Annotated in this window: 14 protein-coding genes and 5 pseudogenes; 11 read left to right on the forward strand and 8 right to left on the reverse strand. The window is 34.0% G+C overall.

Annotated features, from left to right (window positions below; all coding sequences use genetic code 11):
* Positions 1–95: 95 nt before the first annotated feature.
* Entirely contained in the window at positions 96–1,898 is a 1,803-nt protein-coding gene (gene aspS, locus MJ631_RS01855; RefSeq protein ID WP_214303317.1) for an aspartate--tRNA ligase, read from the forward strand.
* 98 nt (positions 1,899–1,996) lie between these two features.
* Here aspS and MJ631_RS01860 read toward each other — a convergent pair whose 3' ends face one another.
* On the reverse strand, positions 1,997–2,629 hold the full coding sequence (locus MJ631_RS01860) for a glycoside hydrolase family 25 protein (protein WP_007302899.1): 633 nt from the start codon (positions 2,627–2,629) through the stop codon (positions 1,997–1,999).
* A gap of 177 nt (positions 2,630–2,806) precedes the next feature.
* On the opposite strand from MJ631_RS01860, the gene MJ631_RS01865 reads away from it, so the two are divergent.
* Positions 2,807–4,069 carry an MFS transporter gene (locus MJ631_RS01865; protein WP_007302900.1) on the forward strand — a complete coding sequence of 421 codons (1,263 nt, stop codon included), beginning with the start codon at positions 2,807–2,809 and terminating at the stop codon, positions 4,067–4,069.
* Positions 4,070–4,076: 7 nt separating this feature from the next.
* Here MJ631_RS01865 and MJ631_RS01870 read toward each other — a convergent pair whose 3' ends face one another.
* Together MJ631_RS01870 and MJ631_RS01875 are read right to left on the reverse strand one after the other, a co-directional pair.
* Positions 4,077–5,000, reverse strand: a complete 924-nt coding sequence (locus tag MJ631_RS01870) for an RluA family pseudouridine synthase (RefSeq protein WP_007302901.1) — start codon at positions 4,998–5,000, stop codon at positions 4,077–4,079.
* 108 nt (positions 5,001–5,108) lie between these two features.
* Positions 5,109–7,466 (reverse strand): ankyrin repeat domain-containing protein, encoded by a 2,358-nt coding sequence (locus tag MJ631_RS01875; protein WP_149168896.1) that lies wholly within the window; start codon positions 7,464–7,466, stop codon positions 5,109–5,111.
* Between the two features lie 173 nt (positions 7,467–7,639).
* Here MJ631_RS01875 and MJ631_RS01880 point away from each other — a divergent pair.
* Positions 7,640–8,005, forward strand: a pseudogene (locus tag MJ631_RS01880) (Na+/H+ antiporter NhaC family protein); the annotation flags it as partial.
* 7 nt (positions 8,006–8,012) lie between these two features.
* Here MJ631_RS01880 and MJ631_RS01885 read toward each other — a convergent pair.
* Complete coding sequence (locus MJ631_RS01885) at positions 8,013–9,425, reverse strand: IS4-like element ISWosp2 family transposase (RefSeq protein ID WP_214303148.1); 1,413 nt, start codon at positions 9,423–9,425, stop codon at positions 8,013–8,015.
* 59 nt (positions 9,426–9,484) lie between these two features.
* Between MJ631_RS01885 and MJ631_RS01895 the strand changes: the two genes are divergently transcribed.
* The 4 genes and pseudogenes from MJ631_RS01895 to MJ631_RS01910 all read left to right on the forward strand — a co-directional run bounded on the left by MJ631_RS01895 (position 9,485) and on the right by MJ631_RS01910 (position 13,190).
* Positions 9,485–10,450 carry a Na+/H+ antiporter NhaC family protein gene (locus MJ631_RS01895; protein ID WP_395460398.1) on the forward strand — a complete coding sequence of 322 codons (966 nt, stop codon included), beginning with the start codon at positions 9,485–9,487 and terminating at the stop codon, positions 10,448–10,450.
* A 68-nt stretch (positions 10,451–10,518) separates the two neighbouring features.
* Positions 10,519–11,219 (forward strand): annotated as a pseudogene (locus tag MJ631_RS01900) (IS6 family transposase).
* Between the two features lie 278 nt (positions 11,220–11,497).
* Positions 11,498–12,451, forward strand: a complete 954-nt coding sequence (locus MJ631_RS01905) for a D-alanine--D-alanine ligase (RefSeq protein WP_012481821.1) — start codon at positions 11,498–11,500, stop codon at positions 12,449–12,451.
* Positions 12,432–13,190 carry a cell division protein FtsQ/DivIB gene (locus MJ631_RS01910; RefSeq protein ID WP_007302888.1) on the forward strand — a complete coding sequence of 253 codons (759 nt, stop codon included), beginning with the start codon at positions 12,432–12,434 and terminating at the stop codon, positions 13,188–13,190. The genes MJ631_RS01905 and MJ631_RS01910 overlap by 20 nt, the downstream gene beginning before the upstream one ends.
* 174 nt (positions 13,191–13,364) lie before the next feature.
* On the opposite strand, the pseudogene MJ631_RS01915 reads toward MJ631_RS01910, so the two are convergent.
* Positions 13,365–14,065: pseudogene (locus MJ631_RS01915) on the reverse strand (IS6 family transposase).
* Positions 14,066–14,641: 576 nt separating this feature from the next.
* A complete protein-coding gene (locus tag MJ631_RS01920; RefSeq protein WP_007302780.1) occupies positions 14,642–15,019 on the reverse strand; it encodes a ferredoxin family protein in 378 nt (125 codons plus the stop codon).
* A gap of 61 nt (positions 15,020–15,080) precedes the next feature.
* On the opposite strand from MJ631_RS01920, the gene dprA reads away from it, so the two are divergent.
* The gene (gene dprA / locus MJ631_RS01925) at positions 15,081–16,166 is read left to right on the forward strand and encodes a DNA-processing protein DprA (RefSeq protein ID WP_007302781.1); all 1,086 of its coding nucleotides are present in this window, start codon (positions 15,081–15,083) and stop codon (positions 16,164–16,166) included.
* Between the two features lie 265 nt (positions 16,167–16,431).
* Positions 16,432–16,572: a hypothetical protein gene (locus MJ631_RS01930; protein ID WP_019078789.1), complete on the forward strand. Its 141-nt coding sequence runs from the start codon at positions 16,432–16,434 to the stop codon at positions 16,570–16,572.
* Positions 16,573–16,680: 108 nt separating this feature from the next.
* Here the strand turns inward: MJ631_RS01930 and MJ631_RS01935 are convergent.
* Positions 16,681–17,381, reverse strand: a pseudogene (locus MJ631_RS01935) (IS6 family transposase).
* 841 nt (positions 17,382–18,222) lie between these two features.
* On the opposite strand from MJ631_RS01935, the pseudogene MJ631_RS01940 reads away from it, so the two are divergent.
* Positions 18,223–18,923: pseudogene (locus MJ631_RS01940) on the forward strand (IS6 family transposase).
* A gap of 245 nt (positions 18,924–19,168) precedes the next feature.
* Here MJ631_RS01940 and prfB read toward each other — a convergent pair.
* Positions 19,169–20,270 (reverse strand): peptide chain release factor 2 gene (prfB, locus tag MJ631_RS01945; protein ID WP_230440360.1). Its coding sequence is split into 2 segments (ribosomal slippage): positions 19,169–20,203 and positions 20,205–20,270, totalling 1,101 coding nucleotides; the frame shifts between segments, so codons are not numbered across the junction.
* Positions 20,271–20,425: 155 nt separating this feature from the next.
* Here prfB and mgtE point away from each other — a divergent pair.
* Entirely contained in the window at positions 20,426–21,796 is a 1,371-nt protein-coding gene (gene mgtE / locus MJ631_RS01950) for a magnesium transporter (protein WP_007302783.1), read from the forward strand.
* Positions 21,797–22,121: the final 325 nt, after the last annotated feature.

Consider the following 22,121-nt stretch of genomic DNA (forward strand, 5'->3'; position numbering starts at 1 on the left):
TAAATCAGAATTGCTTGTAAAGGATCTTTAGATATTATCTTGCCCAAAGGTTAATTTATTTTATAATCTTTTTGTATTCTAGAAATTTCAATTAAATGAACTGTTATAAAACTCACGAGTGTAATGAATTAAGGAAGAATGATGTAGAAAAGGAAGTTACTCTCTCTGGGTGGCTGTACCGTAAACGTGACCATGGTAACCTAATCTTTGTTGATTTAAGAGATTTTCATGGGATTACTCAGTTGGTATTCAATAACGATAAAGATTTTTTTGATGAAATTTCGAATTTAAAATCAGAAAGTGTGATTACTGTCACAGGAATAGTCAAAGCTAGAACTGAAGATACGGTAAATAGCTCTATTTCCACAGGAGAAATTGAAGTTATAGTTAGTAATTTACAAGTTGAATCTGAAGTTGAGTTCCACTGTGATGAAGAAATAGCAAAAGAAGAAAGGAGTATATTAGCAAGTATCGCCGGTGAGCAAGAATACCCAGAAAACATGAGATTTAAATATCGTTTTCTTGATTTAAGACGTGAAAAGGTTCGTAATAACATTATTCTACGTTCACAGATCATTTCAGAGCTCAGGAGGCTCATGATAGAGCAAGGATTCTTAGATATTCAAACTCCCATACTTACTGCCTCTTCTCCTGAAGGAGCACGTGATTATTTAGTGCCAAGCAGACTAAATCCTGGTAAATTCTATGCATTACCACAAGCTCCACAGATTTTTAAGCAGTTGCTTATGGTTTCAGGGTTTGATAAATATTTTCAAATTGCACCTTGTTTTCGTGATGAGGACGCAAGGGCTGACCGTTCTCCTGGGGAGTTTTATCAGCTAGATCTTGAAATGTCTTTTGTAACTCAAGAAGATATATTTCAGGTTATTGAATCTACCTTATATAAAGTGTTTGCCAAATTTTCTCGCAAATCAGTTGATAAAGATTTTCCACGTATTACATACAAAGAAGCAATGCTCAAATATGGATCTGATAAGCCAGATCTGCGTAATCCATTATTAATCAGCGATGTTACAGAGATTTTCCGTGATTCAGAGTTCAATATTTTCAAAAGCAATATCGAGCGAGGTATGGTAGTCAGAGCCATCCCTGCTCCTAAAACAGCAGAGGAACCACGCAGTTTTTTTGATAAAAAAATAGAACATGCGCAAAAAGAATTCGGTGCTAAAGGTCTTGGATATATAACGTTTGATAAAGATGGCATCGCAAAAGGGCCAATTGCTAAATTCCTCGATGACAATAGGCTAAATTCCATAAAAGAAATAACGAATGTAAAGCCCGGAGATAGTGTATTTTTTGCTTCTGATAAGGAAAATGAAGCAGCAACAATTGCAGGGAAAGTGCTCACTCTTTTAGGTTCAGAATTGGGATTAATAGATGACGATATCTTCAAATTCTGTTGGATTATTGATTTTCCATATTTTGTATATGACGATAAGAGCAAAAAAATAGATTTCTTTCACAACCCATTCTCTATGCCACATGGTGGCTTGAAAGATTTAGAAGAAAAAGATCCGCTGGATATCCTTGCTTACCAATATGATCTTGTTTGCAATGGAATAGAGCTGTCAAGTGGAGCAATTCGTAATAACAAACTGAATATTATGTACAGAGCTTTTGCCATTGCAGGCTACAGTAAAGAGGAAGTTGATACAAAATTTGGCGCGCTTGTGCGTGCATTCAGGTTTGGAGCGCCACCTCATGGTGGAATAGCGCCAGGGGTTGATAGAATGGTTATGCTACTTGCAGATGAGCCGAATATTCGTGAAGTAATCTGTTTTCCTATGAATCAGCAAGGAGAAGATGTTCTAATGGGCGCTCCTTCTAAAGTAGATGATAAGCATTTACGTGAGTTGTCTTTAAAGGTTGTTGAATAAAGTTGTATATAACTTGAGTTTAGGTGGGGAAAAAACAAGAATATTGAATTCTGTTAAAGTAGTGCTAGGCCCTAGCACTACTTTATAGTTTTAGGATATCAAAAAGTTTGGTCTAGCGGGACTTGGCCCTCTATTCCGTTTACTTCTCCTTGAGAGGTGTAATTCCAATAAGTATAGTTTTTACCCGCATCCTTCCAATCTTTAGGTAATTCAGGCTCCGATCTTCCTCTCCAATCAGCAACCCATAATGGGTAGTGAGAAAAATTATGTTCTTCTTGTGTATAGTAATCATTCCACGTTTTTGGTGAAGCATATACAATTGGACTGTATCCTTTTTCATTCAATTGAGTCAATAAAGAATGAAGTTTTTCGGCTCTCTGTGTGTTAGTGTGTTTTGTAGGATCATCACATTTTGTTGTTCTTCCTTCGCAAATACCAGTTGTAGCACTAACAGCTAACTTATTTGTACCTGGCTCAAAATTAGCTTTTTTAAGTTCGTTAACTATGTTATTCAACTGACCTTCAGGTGTTGAGGTCATCCTAAATACGTGATATGCCCCAGCTTGCACATTATTATCTTTCATACTTTGAAAATTTTGTCCAAATTTAGTGTCTTGAAAAGTTTCTCCCTCAGTTGCTTTGGCAAATGCAAACCTTACCTCATCCTTTGCAACTTTCAACCAATCAATCTCTCCATTCCAATGAGATACGTCTATACCTTTTTCACTCATACTAACCTCATAATTACAATAAATGTTGAATATAGAATATAATAGTGAAAATTTAATGAATATCTTGTGAGCATATTGTAAACAATTTTATACTAAAACAGTTACAAAGTTCTAAACTACAATCTATAGACAAAAATACTTGTTATTAGTAAGTTAAATTATAGTGAGTTAAAAATTATGAGCGATATTCAAAAAGCAATACTATCAAGTATAATCTGCAATATGATTATATGGTATGAAATAACTCTGTTTGGAGTTTTGACGCATATAATAAGTGACGTTTTTTTTTCATCAGAAAGCGACTACATAAAAAAAATCAAATTCCTTGGCAGTTTTGCAATTGGCTTTGGATTTAGACCACTTGGTGCGTTTATTTTTGGTTACATTGGAGATAAGTATGGCAGGAGGAAAATTTTACTGACTTCCGTAATATTAGCTTCGATATCGTCTACTGCAATTGCGGTTATACCTAGCTTTAGAGAAATAGGAATATTTTCTCCTATACTGCTTCTGTTTTGTAGGATAGTACAAGGAATGGCAGCAGGTGGAGAAACAAGTGTTAACTCTGCTTTTTTAATAGAGCATTCAAGCGATAAAAAAAATCTAGGATTCTTAGGGAGCATGAAAGCGTTTAGTGGTGCTCTCGGTTCTATCACATGCTTTGTAATGATAGCTATTTGCAAAAAGTTTACAGGTGAAAATTATGAAATTTGGGGCTGGAGGTTGCCCTTCTATTTCTGCTTCATTATGGGCATAATAGGCTTTTTAACAAGATATATAATGGAAGAGAGCTTAGCATATAAAATTCATGATCAAAATAGAAGCTTATCTGATTCTCCATTTTTAGAATTAATCAAAACCTACAAAAAAGCATTTATATTAGCAATTGGGCTTGGTATCGCTCAAAATGCAATCGTTTATTCGGTAATAATGTTTTATAACATATCTGTAAAAGCGCTTACTCTGTCAGGTATTGATATTAAAAATGTAGTAAGGATTATAGTTGAAATTACATTTGGAACGTCCGCAGTGCTATTTGCAATACTGTCTGATAAAGTTGGAAGAAAAAATGTAATGATTCCTACATTAGTAGCTCTAGCTTGCGCTGGTTTGCCGGTACTTTCGCTATTATCAAATGATAACCACTATATTGTCACGCTCTCTTTTCTGTTGATAAGTGTGCCGATAGGTGCATCTTTTGGAATATATAATTCTCTTGCCTGCGAGTTATTTCCAACAAAAGTTAGGTGCACCGGCTTTAGCCTCGCACATAACATATCTGCAGGTATTTTTGGCGGCCTTTCTCCATCGATATGCATGTGGCTTATAGAAAAAACCGAAACAAAACTTGCCGCAGGGATTTACCTTACTGTTTGTGCATTGATTAGCCTAATATCTGTACTTCAAATTAAAGCCAAAGACAAAAAAATTGATTGGTGAAATCGCTTTAGTCAAAAGATAGCGCTTCAATAGATTTTTCGATATGTTTAGGGACAGGAGCAGTAATAGTGACTTCTTTATTATTTGGCAATTTTAAAGACAAAGAATATGAATGTAGGTGAATCTGATTTGCTACTCCATCAATAAAAGCTTTTTTACCGCCATATTTACCGTCACCAAGAATAGGACAATTTATATGAGCTAAATGTGCACGTAATTGATGAGTTCTGCCAGTAATTGGTTGTAATTTTAAATAAGCAACATTATGTTTTAACCTTGCTATAATTAAAAAATGCGTAGTGGCATTTTGAGGTGAATCTTCATCAACGACTACTTTTTCTTGCCCTGAAATATATTTTTTCACCAACGGATAGTCTATTGTTCCATTATCTTTGCTCGGTATACCAAAAGTTAATGCTAGGTAAGTTTTTTTTATCCTCCGTCCTTTAAATTCTTCCATAAGGTATTTGGCAACGCTGGCATTGCGTGCGAATATTATTACTCCGCTTGTATCCCTATCCAGCCTGTGAACAATTTTAAATATTTCTCTCTCTCTTATTTGGTCAAGTAAATCACTAATGCTAATTTTTACCTTTATGCCGCCTTGAACAATGACCCCTGCGGGTTTGTTTATAGCTAGTATATATTCGTCTTCATATAATATGTTCTCTCTTAGTAGATTCACTAACTTTTCATTATATTTGCAGTCAGAATTAGTGTTCTCAATATAGTCTAAGTATCTTATCATTATAGTTTGCCCAGAGCTTACCCTATCGCTGGATTTTGCCGTGCAATTATCAACCTTGATTAATCCTTTCCTTAAAGACTTCTCAATTGCAGATTGTTTCAAATTGGGAAAAATTCTTCTAATGTACCTATCGAGCCTAACATTATTGTCTTCTACTAATATGGTTTTGATACCTTCTGACATCTTACTTATAAAAATTTTATTGTGTAAACTAAAATCTAACATACCTAATGTACTTCTCAGTTTCAGCTACTTGCATCGAGTGCTACGTGCTGGAATTTAGAGGATTATTTAACTATTTATAACGGCTTCATATTTTCCTACAGCTGAGTAAAGTGGTAACAATGATAGTTTCTCGATCATAGAGAGGTGAGTATTAGGCTCTTTAGTACTAGGGCCTTGACACGCTTCAGTGTTAGGCCCTAACTTCATACACTCAATGCCGTTAGCTAAAGATGTTACTCTTCTTACATTAACATTTTTAGTGCGATATGACCACCTGCAAGGACTATGTAATATTTGTTCTTTTACTCCATCCATTTCAGCTGAACACGCTTTAGTGTTAGTCTCTAACTGCACACATTTAATGTGGTCAGTTATAAATGCTACTCCTTTTTCATTAAGTTTAGCGTTATACTGTAATTGTTCAATTTGATTAGCTTGATCTCTTATCATACGTTCAAAGCTGATAGATAGATTATGTGATTCTATTTCTCTCAACATATGTGATTCTATGTGTTGCACTGTCATTAATTTTTTGTTTCTGAGTATACTTGATTCTAAGTTAAGCCGCGTAAGTATATCTAGTGCTCTTTGTTCTGCTTCCACTAGAAGATTACTTATGCCTTGATGTTCAGCTAAATCTCTTACAGTTTCACCACAGTGATCAGGCAATAAAGTACTTGCGCCATAACATAGTAAAGTCATTACTACTATCCAGTGTCTATGTTCGAAAGCATAAGCTAAAGGAGATTGCCCTGAGCTATCCTGTGCATTAACATTTGCTCCATATAAAATTAAGGTCCTTACTACTTCCGCATGGCCACCTTTGGCAGCTTTATGTAAAGCAGTTGATTCTAAATCGTCACGTGCATTAGCATTTATTCCAGATTCTAATAGAGCATGTACCATTAGTGTATCACCATGTCCGGCAGCACAACGTAAAAACTCAGCTACCATCAATTTCATCACATCCTTCCATATTCCAAGTTGTGTTATAGTAGTTACTGCTTCTAGATAATTATATGGACAAATAGAAAGTAATATTTTCTGTGGATCATTTGTCTCAATACTTGCTCCATGGGCTATTAGATAATTCATTACTTTTCTATTGCCTTTTGCGGCAGCACAATTAAAAGGAGTCCATCCCCATGCATCCTTATGGTTAACATTTGCTTCATAGTTTATTAAGAGCTCTACTGCTTCCACATTATCATTCGTAGCAGCAATATGTAAGGGAGATCGCCCAATTAACTTATCCTCTATATCAACACTTGCTCTATATCGTGATGTGGCCTGTAATAGGATCTCTAATATTAATGTATTATTCTTTGCAGCAGCCCAATATAAAGGACTCCATCCAAATACATCTACTATCTCAATATTTTCAACAATATTCTTATCATTTTTTATTATACAATTCACCATTGCTTCATCAACATTTGCAACAGCAATATGTAAAGGAGTAAGTTTAAGCGCTCCATTCTTCTTAACATCTGCTCCATTCTCCATTAAGTACTTTGCTACTTCTTCATGGCCATTATCGGCAGCCTTATATAAAGCAGTCAATCTCGCTAGATCCTCTGCATTAACATCTGCATTATTTTTTACTAAGATTTTTGTTATTTCTATATCGCCATTTACAGCTGGCTGATATAAAGTAGTTCGTTGAGATGAATCCAACTGATTAACATTTGCCCCTTTTTCTATTAGCTTGCGTGCTACTTCTGTGTTCCTATCTTCAACAGCCCAATGTAAAGCAGTCCATTCGGAAAACGGACTTGGTGCATTAATATCGATTCCTTTTACTTTAAGCATAGCATTTATTAAATTGTTCAGCTTAAAATCAATAGCTAAATACAATAACGTGTATGAAAAGCGTTCATGCAAACAATCTACTTTAAACCAATGATTTACATCAAACTTATTTTTCTCCCACTCTCTATACACATTTTTACTTGCTCTCTTTAGTGCCTTTAGTGTCTCTAATATCTTTCCTACATCTAGCATCACTGGTACCTTTTCTGAGATCTTTCGTGCATTTAGCACATCCTCTAGCGCCACTGCTTTTGATTCTTCTGATGTCTCTTGTACACCTAACCTTTTTAGCATTCTTTTTACCATCTGTTGAGCATTTGATACCCTTGACTCCTTTAGTATCTTTTTTGCTTCTTCTTTTGTCTGCGGTACATTTACCACCTTTAGTCTCTTTTTTAATGGCTCTTGTGTCTCTTGTACTCTTGGAATCTTGCTTGGTACTTCTAATCCATGCGATATCTCTTCTAACATTCTTAATATTTCTGCTTGCCCTAGTATCTTTACTTCCTTTAATAGCTCTTTTATTCTTTCAATTACATTGTCTTCACTTAAATTTACCTCTTGATCAATTACACCTAATATTATGTTCCACTGTTCATATGTCATTACCATGGCTTTACCTCATACTATAGAGTATTTTTTGATGCTATATATTATGGTAGAATAGTCAACGCATTTTCCATAGCGTAACTTGAGAGTCTAAAAGGACTGTTATTAACTTACAGAAAATCAAGCTTGCCTGAAATCACTTAATTGATTATAATCATAGCTTTTAAGGCAGTAAAATGACAGCTTTTTTTCCTTTGGTTATTTTTTTAATCTTATACCTTGGAAGTGGTGTCTATTTTTTCTTTATTGGAATTGATAATCCGCTTCGCCAAGTTTCACCGGTAATTTGCCTACTACCGGCGCTATTTTTTGCTGTTGCATGCAGTGCAGGTAAAATTCAACGTCACATCGATACTGTCATCGAGGGTATGGGCGATAAAAACACCCTTACTATGTGTTTAACTTTTCTATTTTCTGGAGCATTTTCTGTGGTGACTCAATCAATTGGTAGTGCAGATACTGTTGCTGATTTAATTCTCAAATTCCTTCCAGCAAGATTACTACTGCCTGGAGTATTTTTGGCTTCCGCTTTTATATCAACTCTTACTATTACCCACAAATATAAAGTTCGTGAGCAAGTCGCCATCCTTCTGCTAGATCAAAGAGACGTCTCCATCCTTTCCAAATAGTAATGGGGCCTGGTTCTAGATCATTTTTTCTAGCCAAATGTCCTCCAAGTTGAGCAATCCATGAAACAGCTTCTTTTATAGTAGGAGTTGCATTTGAACATGGTTTTCTATGTATTTTTACATATAGAACTTTCCATTCTTCTTCGGCTAATAAGGTAGTACACGGTAATGTTGGATCAGTTCTTGCAATTGTTGTAATAAAGAAAATTCTCCAAGCAATAATACTCATTACTGTTAAATATCGCATCAACCTTTCTGCTGTTCCAAGCCTACATTCTTCAACTTTGAGACCAGATTTTAAAATTTTATGTAATATTTCTATTTTCCATCTAAGACAATACCACCTAACTTTTTCAACAGCTTCATCAAAGGTATTGACTGGAAGATTTGTTAAAAGCATCCACTCTAGCGGATTTGTTTCAGAAGGAAAGTCTTTTTCAACAACGTAAACTGCATAGTGTGGTAATTTAAGTAATTCTTCTGTCTTATGCCTAATACTATTCTTAGATGGATGCATAATAAACTTTCCGAATCTAACTTCCAAATGTGCTGTTCTTTTTGGCTTATTATCTTTTGCAGGAACTTCAACTTTTACCGTACCTGCACAATGAGAGGATTTAATAAATTCCCATAACTTCTGCTCACCTTTTTCAGGATATCGAGATTTTCTATTTACTGCCCTATCTTTGGAAGCTCTAACTAACACTGCCGAATTAAGATTATATGCAAGCTCAAAAAACTCATATATATCTGCTTCTCTATCGCATATAGTTATAGTCTCAGTTTGAGTTGAATCAATAATGTTGTTTGTGTTGCTTAAAGTTTCTAACCATTTTATACTCTCTTTATCTTCAATGCGGATACTGTCATTGTTCTTTTTTTTTATGTTTTCAGATTCTTCAGGTCTTGAATAAATTTTTTGATCTAGTATCCCTAGTACCAAACCTTCTATACTAACAGCTAGAGCTGTATGCATTATAATACCTTGACTATGTTTTCTTGTAATAACTCCCAATCCACTTGTTTTTTCATGGTCTGTGTATGAAATATAACTTGTATCTTGGATCACAAAAATTTTTTTATGGGCTTTTGTTCTTTCAACTGTTTTAGCAACGTGTGAAGCTAGAATATCGCCTTCTTTCACGTTCTCATTTTGAAAAAAACGATATGCTGCTTTTGCTTCTGACCAACTTCCACACGCCTGATTGATTGAGCTTTCAGGTAAACTTGTAAAACTATCAGCAATATTTACTAATCGGTCAGTTAACCTTTTATCTCCAAGTACAGCATCTCCAAATTCATTTTCAGCCCATTCATTATTCCTGTTTGCCATTTTTTACCCTCAATGTTTGCAAACTTTAATGTTGTAATACTTTATTTTTATGTCCATTTATATTTGTGGGTAATAGTAAGATATCAACTGCAATTGGTACGTCTATGGGAGTTGTTGTATTAATGGTACCAATAGCTGTTAACTTAGCAAAAAATGGGGCTTTTGGTCTTGAAATAGGAACTGCAACTGTAGTTGGAGGTGCCGTATTTGGTGATAATCTTTCAATGATATCTGACACTACTATTGCATCTGTTTCTTCACAGGGGGCCACGATAAAGGATAAACTTAAAGTGAATTCTAAAGTAGCATTTGTTGCCAGCATTATAACGCTTGTCTATCTGGCAATTATGGCAGATAGTACAAAAATTATTCCTACATCAAATTTAGATTATTTATCAGTAATAAAGATTATTCCTTATATTTCTTTAATAATCATGGGGTTATTTGAAGTTACTACTTTAGTAACAATAACTATAAATATAATTGTTGCTAGTGTATTAGGGATGACTTTTTTTGACTATACTATCATTCAACTCTCTCATGACATATATGACGGTTTCAAAAAAGTAAACGAGATAGTGATATTTGCTCTATTTATTGGCGGATTGAGTCATATAATGTACAAGCAGGGTCAAAAGGCATTACACAAACTTATCGATGAAAGCAATATCACAAAAACTAAAGCTGAATTTGTAATAGCGGGCATAGCATCTATGTTTACTGTTTTAGTTGCTAATAATACCATTGCTATTTTATTAAGTGGCGATATTGCAAAAAGGCTCGCGCAAAAGCATAATATTCCGTCATACCGTAGTGCATACTTGTTAGACATTTTTGCTTGCGTTACAAAAGGCATTTTGCCTTATGGTTCCCAGCTGCTGCTAGCAGGTAGCATTGCTTCTGTCTCACCTATTTCTTTGTTAACACAGGTTTATTACTGCTTTATTTTAGCAGCAGTTACAGTAGGTGAAATAATCATCAATGGCAGACGTTGCGCAGCTACAACGGTTCTGTCGCATCTATAAATCCTGGTATGTAACATTTGTAGGAAAGTAGAAAAGAAGTGATATGATCATCTAAAAAAAAAGCAAAGATGTTTCGTATTAGTTCAAAATTATTGCCATATTTCAAAGGATTTAGCTTTTCAGCAGAGATAATAATGTTATCTGTATATATGAAATGTAGATTCTCTTTGAGCTATCGAGATTTGGAAGAAATGCTGAGTATAAGGGGAGCAAAAATTGATCATGCTACGTTACAAAGGTGGGTTATCAGATTTGTGCCACTGATAGATGAAGCGGTAAGGAAAAGGAAGAAGCAGGTTGGCAGTAGCTGGAGAATGGACGAGACCTACGTTAAATTAAACGGCAAATGGGTTTATCTATACAGAGCACTATTGGTAATACTGTAGACTTTCTGTTGTGTGCTCGTAGAGACAAGTCTGCGGCACTTGCGTTCTTTCGTAAAGCCTTTAGAGAGAATAACCTTCCTGAGAAAGTAGTAATTGATAAAAGCGGCAGTAATACTGCTGCTCTTGATGATTTGAATACAGAAATTTCTGAAGATTGTAGAATCATGGTTTTTCAAATAAAATATCTAAATAATATTGTCGAACAAGATCATAGATTTATCAAAAAACGAATAAAGCCAATGCTTGGTTTTAAGAGCTTCCACTCCGCAAAGATTACCATTACCGGCATAGAAAATATTCGTATGATTCAAAAAAGACAAATTATCGGGGCTAATGATAATGTTTCTACTTTTGAGAATTTTGCTATGCTAATTGCTCTATAACTCCCATAATCCCAGTTTAACGATCTTCTTGTACCACAATTTATAGATGCGACAGAACCAGTGGAAATCAAGTGGATTACAAAATTAAATTTTTAAAGAATATTACTGAAAAAGATCTTCCAGTTTTACTTGCAATCTGGTGTCTGATCATAAAGGAACCAGTTTGCATGACACCATCTGCAAGTTTCAATATCTGTACAGCTGTGGAATTTTTCAAAGCGTTTTTTCTATTGAAGATAAAAGTATCTTTTATATATGATATATAGCAAAATATTAGGGTGCTTATGGTTCCAAATATAGCAATTTTAAGTGGTGGATTTTCTTGCGAAAGAGAAATATCGCTTATGAGCGGAAAAGCAGTAAAGAAGGCGCTTGATAGCCTTTCATATAATGCAATAGAAATAGATGTTGATAGCAACATTGCTCAAAAGCTTAAAAAAACTAATCCCGCTCTTGCTTTTATTGCCCTACATGGACCTTATGGTGAAGATGGCTGTATTCAAGGTTTACTGGAGATTTTAGGTATAAAATATACACACTCAGAAGTTATGGCTTCGGCTGTTGCTATGAATAAAGTGATGTCAAAGCATATATTCCATTCTCTTAATATCGACACTCCAAGAGGCTATGTAATTAGTCGAGAAGATGTGCTAAAAAATAATATTAAAGTTGATTATCCGTACGTCTTAAAACCGATTAACGAAGGCTCAAGCATTGGAGTACACATGATTTTCTCACATGAGGATTACTTAGAGCTGAAAAATAATAGTTCTACTATAATGGAAAAGATGATCATAGAAGAATACATACCGGGTATAGAGTTACATACTGCTGTATTACTGAATGAAGCAATTGGCACTATGGAAATACGACCGAAAAATAAATTCTATGATTATGAAGCAAAGTATACAGATGGATTTGCAGAACATATATTTCCTGCTGAAATTCCTAACAACATATATAGAATAACCTTGGAACACGCGTTAAAAGTTCATCAATTTTTAGGATGTAAAACTGTTTCCCGCTCAGACTTCCGTTATAATCCCCAAAATAACACTTTAAAAATGCTTGAGGTTAATACACATCCTGGCTTTACTGAATTGTCGTTAGTACCAGAAATTGCAAAATTGACAAGAGGAATTGATTTTAATGAATTAGTCAAAATTATTGTCGAAGACAGTTTACACCACAGGAATATTAGAGATCAAGCCGATGTTGAACAATGTTACTAGAAGCCAAAGAAGTTTTTTGCGCAAGTGCGCTCTTGTTATTATCACTGCACTTTTTCTCACATTAGTACTTTATAGTTCACTTGATAAAATAACAAATCGATTCAATTACTACTTTACTTGGTGTAACAATCGCTTATCGAGCTTATTACTTAGCAATGGATTTTTAATCGACAAAGTAACCGTTACTGGAAACAAATTTACAAATGAAAAGGACATTCTAAGTTTAGTAGATAGAACGCAACCTATCATGTATGTATCACTCTCAAAACTAACAGATAATATACAATCTGTAAGCAAATGGATAAAATATGTAAAAATTTATAGAATTTTACCTAATACCTTACACATTGATGTAGATGAACATACACCTTTCGCTCTTTGGAAAGATGATAACAGAACTTCAGTAATTGATTCTGAAGGTAAAGTGATCGTAAATGACTACCCGATAGATAACCTCGTTGTAATTAAAGGACAAAATTCGTTATCAAATCTAAAATTCATTAAAGATATACTAGAGAGAAAAACTCAATTAAGTGATCATATTTCTTCTTGTATTTATGTAGGAAATAGAAGATGGAATATCATACTCGATGACAGTTCCACAGTAAAATTGCCTGAAGATAATCCTTATAGCGCATGGGATTATTTAAGCCACTTGCAAAATACAACCGACTTTACTTTTAGCAATTGGAGCATAATTGATATGCGTGTTGCTGATAAGATCTTTGTGAAGAAGTGATCTGCTCGGTGCTCCTTTTCATTTCATGCAAGTAGCCCTTTCTCTGTCATCCGAGTAGCTTAAAACTGGAATCCAGATTGCAAGTAATTGATTAGGTTGGGTGAGTATGGGTTTTGGTTCTGTCGAATCTATAAATTGTGGTACAAGAAGATCGTTAAACTGGGATTATGGGAGTTATAGAGCAATTAGCATAGCAAAATTCTCAAAAGTAGAAACATTATCATTAGCCCCGATAATTTGTCTTTTTTGAATCATACGAATATTTTCTATGCCGGTAATGGTAATCTTTGCGGAGTGGAAGCTCTTAAAACCAAGCATTGGCTTTATTCGTTTTTTGATAAATCTATGATCTTGTTCGACAATATTATTTAGATATTTTATTTGAAAAACCATGATTCTACAATCTTCAGAAATTTCTGTATTCAAATCATCAAGAGCAGCAGTATTACTGCCGCTTTTATCAATTACTACTTTCTCAGGAAGGTTATTCTCTCTAAAGGCTTTACGAAAGAACGCAAGTGCCGCAGACTTGTCTCTACGAGCACACAACAGAAAGTCTACAGTATTACCAATAGTGCTCTGTATAGATAAACCCATTTGCCGTTTAATTTAACGTAGGTCTCGTCCATTCTCCAGCTACTGCCAACCTGCTTCTTCCTTTTCCTTACCGCTTCATCTATCAGTGGCACAAATCTGATAACCCACCTTTGTAACGTAGCATGATCAATTTTTGCTCCCCTTATACTCAGCATTTCTTCCAAATCTCGATAGCTCAAAGAGAATCTACATTTCATATATACAGATAACATTATTATCTCTGCTGAAAAGCTAAATCCTTTGAAATATGGCAATAATTTTGAACTAATACGAAACATCTTTGCTTTTTTTTTAGATGATCATATCACTTCTTTTCTACTTTCCTACAAATGTTACATACCAGGATTTATAGATGCGACAGAACCGGTTTTTTTACTGAAAGATACATTAGCGTTTGCCGTAAGTTTTACCAAAGTTCATGAGTAATTGTACAATATTTTCCTGAAATTTTCAATAAAGTAAACTTATCTGGAAAGTAATTATGCTGATATAAATATTACAATTTTATTAACACATAAATGCTACCGTGGCGTTAGTTTTTTAATTTAGGAGTATATTATGGTTATACCTACACAAAACTCGAATTCATTAACGTTTCAGGCACGTAACCTATCTCATATTTGCCACAAAAAATGTGAAGAGGCGTTCAATGAAACAGACAAACCTCTATGCAAGGCTAGATGTGACGTTTTCTTTCCAGTGCCTGAACCTCGTTCACAAATTAGTGAGAAATTAATAGATATTGCAAACAATCTCCGTTTTGAGAGTGCACAATTATCGTCTATGGCAGATGAAATAGACGCTTACAATTCAATGTCTATTTAATCAAAAAAATGTAAGTCTATTTTTGTACTCTATGACCCTAAATTTTCATCAAAATAAGCTGTCTTATCCTTTTTTTCTTTATACTCTTCTGCTGTATCTAGGGATTGCTTTTTAGCTGTAATGTTTGGCCATTTTTGCGAATATTCTACGTTTATATTGTAAAATGATTTAAAGATTTTTTGTTCATTATTCAGTAAGCCTTCATCTAGCTCTAGAATATCTTTTATGGAATCATCAGTTACAATTGCATCTACTGGACATTCAGGTATACACACTCCACAATCAATACACTCATCTGGGTTAATCACGAGCATATTTTTACCTTCATAAAAGCAGTCAACTGGACATACTTCCACACAGTCTGTATATTTACATTTTATGCATTTATCTGTAACAAAATGCGTCATAAAACACTGTATATTTACATTATCTTGGGTACACTAAATTGATAAGAAATTCAAGCCTTTTATGAAGATAAATAAATTAAATAACGAAGAATTAGAAATATGGCTAAGCTTGGCTAGAACTGTGGGACCAGTAAAGTTCTTTAGTATACTTAGAGCATGTGGGTCGCTATATGAAGTGCTTAAATATCTTAATAAGTTGACTAACAAGGATTATGGAATTCAAAATGCACGAGAAGAAATTAAGAATGCAGAAAAAATTGGAGCTAAAATAACACCAGCATGTGATCCAGATTACCCTGACATTTTAAGGAATATCTCTGGTTTTCCTCCTGTAATAACTACACTTGGTGATGTATCATTATTAAGTCGTGAGATAATTGCAATAATCGGTGGACGTAATTCTTCAATGAATGGAAGAAATTTTGCCAATAAGTTGGCACTCGATTTAAGCCAAGCTGGTTTCATCATAATTTCTGGGCTTGCAAGAGGGATTGATACTGCAGCAAACAGTGTAATATACAAAAATTACCCCACTATTGCTGTTACAGCAAGCGGAATTGACGTAGTATACCCAAGAGAAAATTTTGATCTATACAAAAAAATTACTGAAAATGGCGGATTAGTAATGACTGAGCTTCCATTTGCTACTAAACCAAAACCTCAGTATTTTCCTCAAAGGAATCGAATTATATCTGGTCTATCGCTGGGTGTTGTAGTGATTGAAGCATCGAAACGTTCTGGCTCTCTAATAACAGCAGATTTTGCTTTAAATCAAGGGAGAGAGGTATTTGCAGTTTCTGGTTTCCCTCTAGATTCACGCTGTAGTGGTAGTAATTATTTAATTAAAAACGGTGCTAAGCTTATCGAATCCGCTGATGACATAATAGAGAGTATTAGGTTTAGTTTACCTCCGCAGCAAAAAAACCTATTTAATGTTGAGCACTATGCTGTTAACCAAAAACAAGAAAAATTGCAACAGGCAAAATATGTTATAGTTGATCATATTAACTCTGTACCTGTTGATATAGATGAACTTATATTAGCAAGCGGACTTTCTGCCAACATAGCTCTAATGGCTCTTTTAGAACTAGAGTTGGAAAACAAAATAGAGCGTTCTCCGGGGAATAAAATATCATTAATTTTCTAGATTGCTTTAGTTATAAGTCCACAACCGTACAAACATTATGGTTTGAGTCCACCAAGAAAGATGTCATTCCAGCGTGTGACGCTGGCTTTCCGTAATCTCACTAAAAACGTTGTATTTTTACATAACTTTTATACTTACTAACTTAATATATAATCAGAATTCCTAGATTCCAGACTCATGCATCAATAGACCTGCTGCAAAAGGTAATGATAAAATGATGGGAGAGAGGTAGAAGAGGAATAAGCAGATAGAGTAAGGTAAAAAAATGAGCTTTAGTTACTACAATATAAAGAAACACCCAAGAAATTTTCGTAATATAACAGGCTTAACTGTAGAAGAATTTGAAAAGTTGATAGAAAAAGTGGGGAACGTTCAAAAAAGTGTGTCAAGCCGAAAAGAAAAGTAATAAATTGATATAAAAAATGAAGGTTTGAAATGAGTCAAGCAAATAGAACGGTTCTGTCGAATCTATAAATTGTGGTACAAGAAGATCGTTAAACTGGGATTATGGGAGTTATAGAGCAATTAGCATAGCAAAATTCTCAAAAGTAGAAACATTATCATTAGCCCCGATAATTTGTCTTTTTTGAATCATACGAATATTTTCTATGCCGGTAATGGTAATCTTTGCGGAGTGGAAGCTCTTAAAACCAAGCATTGGCTTTATTCGTTTTTTGATAAATCTATGATCTTGTTCGACAATATTATTTAGATATTTTATTTGAAAAACCATGATTCTACAATCTTCAGAAATTTCTGTATTCAAATCATCAAGAGCAGCAGTATTACTGCCGCTTTTATCAATTACTACTTTCTCAGGAAGGTTATTCTCTCTAAAGGCTTTACGAAAGAACGCAAGTGCCGCAGACTTGTCTCTACGAGCACACAACAGAAAGTCTACAGTATTACCAATAGTGCTCTGTATAGATAAACCCATTTGCCGTTTAATTTAACGTAGGTCTCGTCCATTCTCCAGCTACTGCCAACCTGCTTCTTCCTTTTCCTTACCGCTTCATCTATCAGTGGCACAAATCTGATAACCCACCTTTGTAACGTAGCATGATCAATTTTTGCTCCCCTTATACTCAGCATTTCTTCCAAATCTCGATAGCTCAAAGAGAATCTACATTTCATATATACAGATAACATTATTATCTCTGCTGAAAAGCTAAATCCTTTGAAATATGGCAATAATTTTGAACTAATACGAAACATCTTTGCTTTTTTTTTAGATGATCATATCACTTCTTTTCTACTTTCCTACAAATGTTACATACCAGGATTTATAGATGCGACAGAACCATTATCCATGGTGCTTTAACTTTTCCTTCATTCAGTGCTCCAATCATGCTTACCTCTTTCTTTTAAACCCTGGGCAAATAACCTCTTGACTCTTTGAGACTACCCATATTCATAAAATTCATTGTCCTCTATTCCAGACTCATCTATGTATATCAAGTTTTCTTTCTTCTACTTTTTTTATGAACTCTTTGCGTTTCTCTTTCTCGATAAAGAAAAGTTTTTTTATATGTATAGTTTACTTTGCTAAGGTAGTTATATACTGTGCTTCTACACATATTACAAAATTCTTCAATTATCTTTTCAATTCTAATATCCATCCAGAAATTTGATAAATCTATCCATATCTTTAATCTTATGGCCATATCCTTTGTGATAGCCTGAAGATGGTTTCTGTTTCTTCTTTCCTTTTCCTCCACAAATATATTGTTTTTATGCTCACTTTGAATATTTGACTGATTTTTTTATCGTCATTGTTTTTTTATCGACTACTTTGAAAACACGTTCTTTCAGATCCTCACTATATGGACTTGGCATCTTCTTCTTTCTCATTACTTATTATACCATTATAACCAATTTTGCCATATAGCTAAACCTTTCTTGGGTTAGCTATAGATGATAAAATATTTGATTCTAGTTCTTTATAGTCTACTAATCCGGTAGTTCTATTGGTTCTGTTGCATCTATAAATCCTGGTATGTAACATTTGTAGGAAAGTAGAAAAGAAGTGATATGATCATCTAAAAAAAAAGCAAAGATGTTTCGTATTAGTTCAAAATTATTGCCATATTTCAAAGGATTTAGCTTTTCAGCAGAGATAATAATGTTATCTGTATATATGAAATGTAGATTCTCTTTGAGCTATCGAGATTTGGAAGAAATGCTGAGTATAAGGGGAGCAAAAATTGATCATGCTACGTTACAAAGGTGGGTTATCAGATTTGTGCCACTGATAGATGAAGCGGTAAGGAAAAGGAAGAAGCAGGTTGGCAGTAGCTGGAGAATGGACGAGACCTACGTTAAATTAAACGGCAAATGGGTTTATCTATACAGAGCACTATTGGTAATACTGTAGACTTTCTGTTGTGTGCTCGTAGAGACAAGTCTGCGGCACTTGCGTTCTTTCGTAAAGCCTTTAGAGAGAATAACCTTCCTGAGAAAGTAGTAATTGATAAAAGCGGCAGTAATACTGCTGCTCTTGATGATTTGAATACAGAAATTTCTGAAGATTGTAGAATCATGGTTTTTCAAATAAAATATCTAAATAATATTGTCGAACAAGATCATAGATTTATCAAAAAACGAATAAAGCCAATGCTTGGTTTTAAGAGCTTCCACTCCGCAAAGATTACCATTACCGGCATAGAAAATATTCGTATGATTCAAAAAAGACAAATTATCGGGGCTAATGATAATGTTTCTACTTTTGAGAATTTTGCTATGCTAATTGCTCTATAACTCCCATAATCCCAGTTTAACGATCTTCTTGTACCACAATTTATAGATTCGACAGAACCGCTACAACTTAATGTACGAAGATTTCTCTTCATATTACATTTTTGTGCCCATAAGAAACGAGTTGCCATTTTCATCAGCTACTTGGATAATAGATATATTCACAAAATTGTTCCATTTTTCTCAATAGATTTTGGTTTTCTTTTCCCCTTATTAGCAGAGCATAAAACTTAGCTTTTTAATAAATCTCATTTTAACTCCAATACACTAACTATGAAACAATCTATATTGCCATCAAAAACGGAATTTATATTGCCAACTTCATGTCCAGTCCTTAAATCCTTTACCATTTGATATGGATGCATAACATACGATCTGATCTGACTGCCCCAACCTATATCGCATTTCTTGCCATATTCTTCGGCCATTTTCTGTTCTTTTTTTTCCAATTCAATTTGATATAAACGTCCTTTAAGTAGTTTAAGTGCTTCATCTTTATTTTTATGTTGAGAACGACCATTTTGGCATTGAGCTACAACGCCTGTTGGAATATGCGTAATACGTACCGCGCTTTCAGTCTTATTGACATGCTGACCACCTGCTCCAGAAGCACGGTAAGTGTCGATCTTTAAATCCTTTTCATCCACAACAATATCTATTGAATCTTCAATCACTGGAGTTACTCCTACACTTGCAAAACTGGTATGACGTTTACCATTTGCATCAAATGGTGATATTCTAACCAATCTATGAACTCCACTTTCGCTTTTTGCCCACCCGTAAGCTTTTTCTCCGATGATCTTTATTGTTGTAGATTTTATACCAACTGCATCACCATCTAATTTTTCTACAACTTCAACTTTAAAATTGTGATAAATTTCTGCCCATCTTGTATACATGCGCATGAGCATCTCAGTCCAATCATTGCTCTCTGTTCCACCGGCTCCTGAGTGGATTTCTAAAAAGCAGTTATTGTTATCTGCTTCACCAGTAAATAAGGATTCTGTCTCTTTAAGTTTGATTAATTTCTCTAGCTTTACTAACTCACCTTTAACTTCAGAAAAAAATTCTTCATCATTCTCATCAATAGCAGATTTCATCAAGCTGATAGAATCGTTGTAATCGCTTTCTAGCTTTGAAAACGATTCTATTTCATGCTTAATTTTAGAGCGTTCTTTTAAAATCTCTTGTGCTTTTTGATTATCTTGCCACAGATTATCATTCGACGCTTGAGAATCCAGCTCTTCAAGACGCAACTTCAATTTTTCTATGTCAAAGACACCTCCTGATAAGAGAAATACTTTTATTTAAGCCTTGAAAGTATTCAAGGATTTCTGGATGGGTTTTCATTATACTTTAGACTTTAATATATTTATTATCACTAACAATAACAGCAAACAAAATAGAAATTTAACCATATAATAGTTAATTCAAAATAATTTTATTATACTTGAATGTTCAATAAAATCAAGTGTGTATATTTATTAAAAAAATAAGGTAAAGTAATGAATATTAAAACAAGTTCTCATTATGGTTTAGACAAAAAGGCTATTGATGATTTAATAGAGTCTCTCGATAATCAAGAATTAGAGAATGTTCGTAATATTGTAAAAACGATAGATAGCGTTCAGTTAGCTTATTTTTTATCTACTTCGATCAATGATCACAGGGAGAAATTAGTTAATATCCTCGATCAACATTTGTTAAGTGATGCCTTAGTACATGTAGTACCAGATTTACAAGTAGAGATCATAGAAATATTGGGAATAGAAAATACAGCAAAGTTACTAATGCTTCTTGATATAGAAGACATAGTAGCTATAGTGAAAGATTTAGATAGAAAGTCTATAGAAAATATACTTAACTACTTACCCAATGCAACTCAAAAATTAGTAGAGGAATTGTTATCATACCCAGAAGAAAGTGCAGGAAGGTTGATACATAAAAATATGGTTATAGCTCCATATTATTGGACGATAAATCAGCTAATGGAATTCTTGCGCAACTATAAAAAAATACCAGAAACATTTTATCAAATTTTCATCATTAACTCAAAATTAGAACCCATAGGCATTTTCAACTTAAATAAGGTAATATCTCACTCAGGAGAAACAATAATAAAAGAGATAATGAGTCAAGATATAAAAATAATTAAAACTGGAATGGACCAAGAAGAAGTAGCAAGAATATTTAAAGATTACTCTCTATTATCAGCTCCAGTAGTAAATAAGAATGGTAAAATTATAGGTGTAATCCTTATTGAAGATGTAATCAAAATTGTTCAACAAGAAGCAGAAGAGGATGTGCTTAAAATAAGCGGTGTATCTTCTAAATCTGATATAAATGCCCCTATACATAAAACTATAATTAAAAGACTACCTTGGTTACTGTTTAACCTCTTAGCTGCAACAATATGTTCTATAGTAGTTGGCTTTTTCGATAACGTAATACAAAGTTTTATAGTACTGCCAATAATTATGCCAATCATTGCATCGATGAGCGGAAATGCAGGATCCCAAACAGTAACACTAACTATCCGGGCAATCGCAACAAAATATCTAACTGAGCAAAATGCAAAAAGAATACTGATGAAAGAATTTTTAATAGGTCTTATAAATGGAGTGATTTTATCTACAATTTCGCTCGTAGTATTAGCAATAAGGTTCCATAGTTTAAAAGTAGAGATCATTTTCGTAGTTTCCATGATTGCAATGTCGATCATTGCAACATTTATCGGCACTTTTATTCCTATAATGCTTCATCGTTTAAGATCCGATCCTGCTGTTTCGTCTTCAATCTTAACATCAGCAACAACTGATATTCTCTCAGCTCTTATATTTTTTGGTCTAGCCACGATCTTTTTATTAAATAGCTGAATCTTGCTATATAAAAATTGCTTTACAAGCTTTAACTGCCACGTTATCATTACTCACAGGTGCATTGAAGAAGAAAAATAACAGTCAATAAAGAAGTAAAAGTACATGAAACTGAGCTGCTTTAGTTTTAAAATAAAAACTAAAATAAGATGCTAAAGTATGCAAAAAAATTCTTGCTTTGCTAGATCTTTTTAGCTACAATGCAGTCTAACGTAATGAAAACATGAGGTGTGAGTTAGATGCATTGTATTATGTATATCACTCAGAAAGCAATTCTCGATTTTTTAAGAGTATATCTAATTTAGTCAGAAGTCAAAAGAAAAGC

The organism is Wolbachia endosymbiont of Oryzaephilus surinamensis, from assembly GCF_025617515.1.
Taxonomy (GTDB): Bacteria; Pseudomonadota; Alphaproteobacteria; order Rickettsiales; family Anaplasmataceae; genus Wolbachia.

Bases quoted from the DNA above. Each gene is read 5' to 3' on its own strand.
- MJ631_RS01885 (WP_214303148.1), bottom strand. From the start codon at position 9,425: ATGGCAAACAGGAATAATGAATGGGCTGAAAATGAATTTGGAGATGCT.
- MJ631_RS01910 (WP_007302888.1), top strand. From the start codon at position 12,432: ATGTTGAACAATGTTACTAGAAGCCAAAGAAGTTTTTTGCGCAAGTGC.
- MJ631_RS01920 (WP_007302780.1), bottom strand. From the start codon at position 15,019: ATGACGCATTTTGTTACAGATAAATGCATAAAATGTAAATATACAGAC.
- MJ631_RS01865 (WP_007302900.1), top strand. From the start codon at position 2,807: ATGAGCGATATTCAAAAAGCAATACTATCAAGTATAATCTGCAATATG.
- aspS (WP_214303317.1), top strand. From the start codon at position 96: ATGAACTGTTATAAAACTCACGAGTGTAATGAATTAAGGAAGAATGAT.
- MJ631_RS01875 (WP_149168896.1), bottom strand. From the start codon at position 7,466: ATGGTAATGACATATGAACAGTGGAACATAATATTAGGTGTAATTGAT.
- dprA (WP_007302781.1), top strand. From the start codon at position 15,081: ATGAAGATAAATAAATTAAATAACGAAGAATTAGAAATATGGCTAAGC.
- MJ631_RS01870 (WP_007302901.1), bottom strand. From the start codon at position 5,000: ATGTCAGAAGGTATCAAAACCATATTAGTAGAAGACAATAATGTTAGG.
- MJ631_RS01860 (WP_007302899.1), bottom strand. From the start codon at position 2,629: ATGAGTGAAAAAGGTATAGACGTATCTCATTGGAATGGAGAGATTGAT.
- MJ631_RS01930 (WP_019078789.1), top strand. From the start codon at position 16,432: ATGAGCTTTAGTTACTACAATATAAAGAAACACCCAAGAAATTTTCGT.
- mgtE (WP_007302783.1), top strand. From the start codon at position 20,426: ATGAATATTAAAACAAGTTCTCATTATGGTTTAGACAAAAAGGCTATT.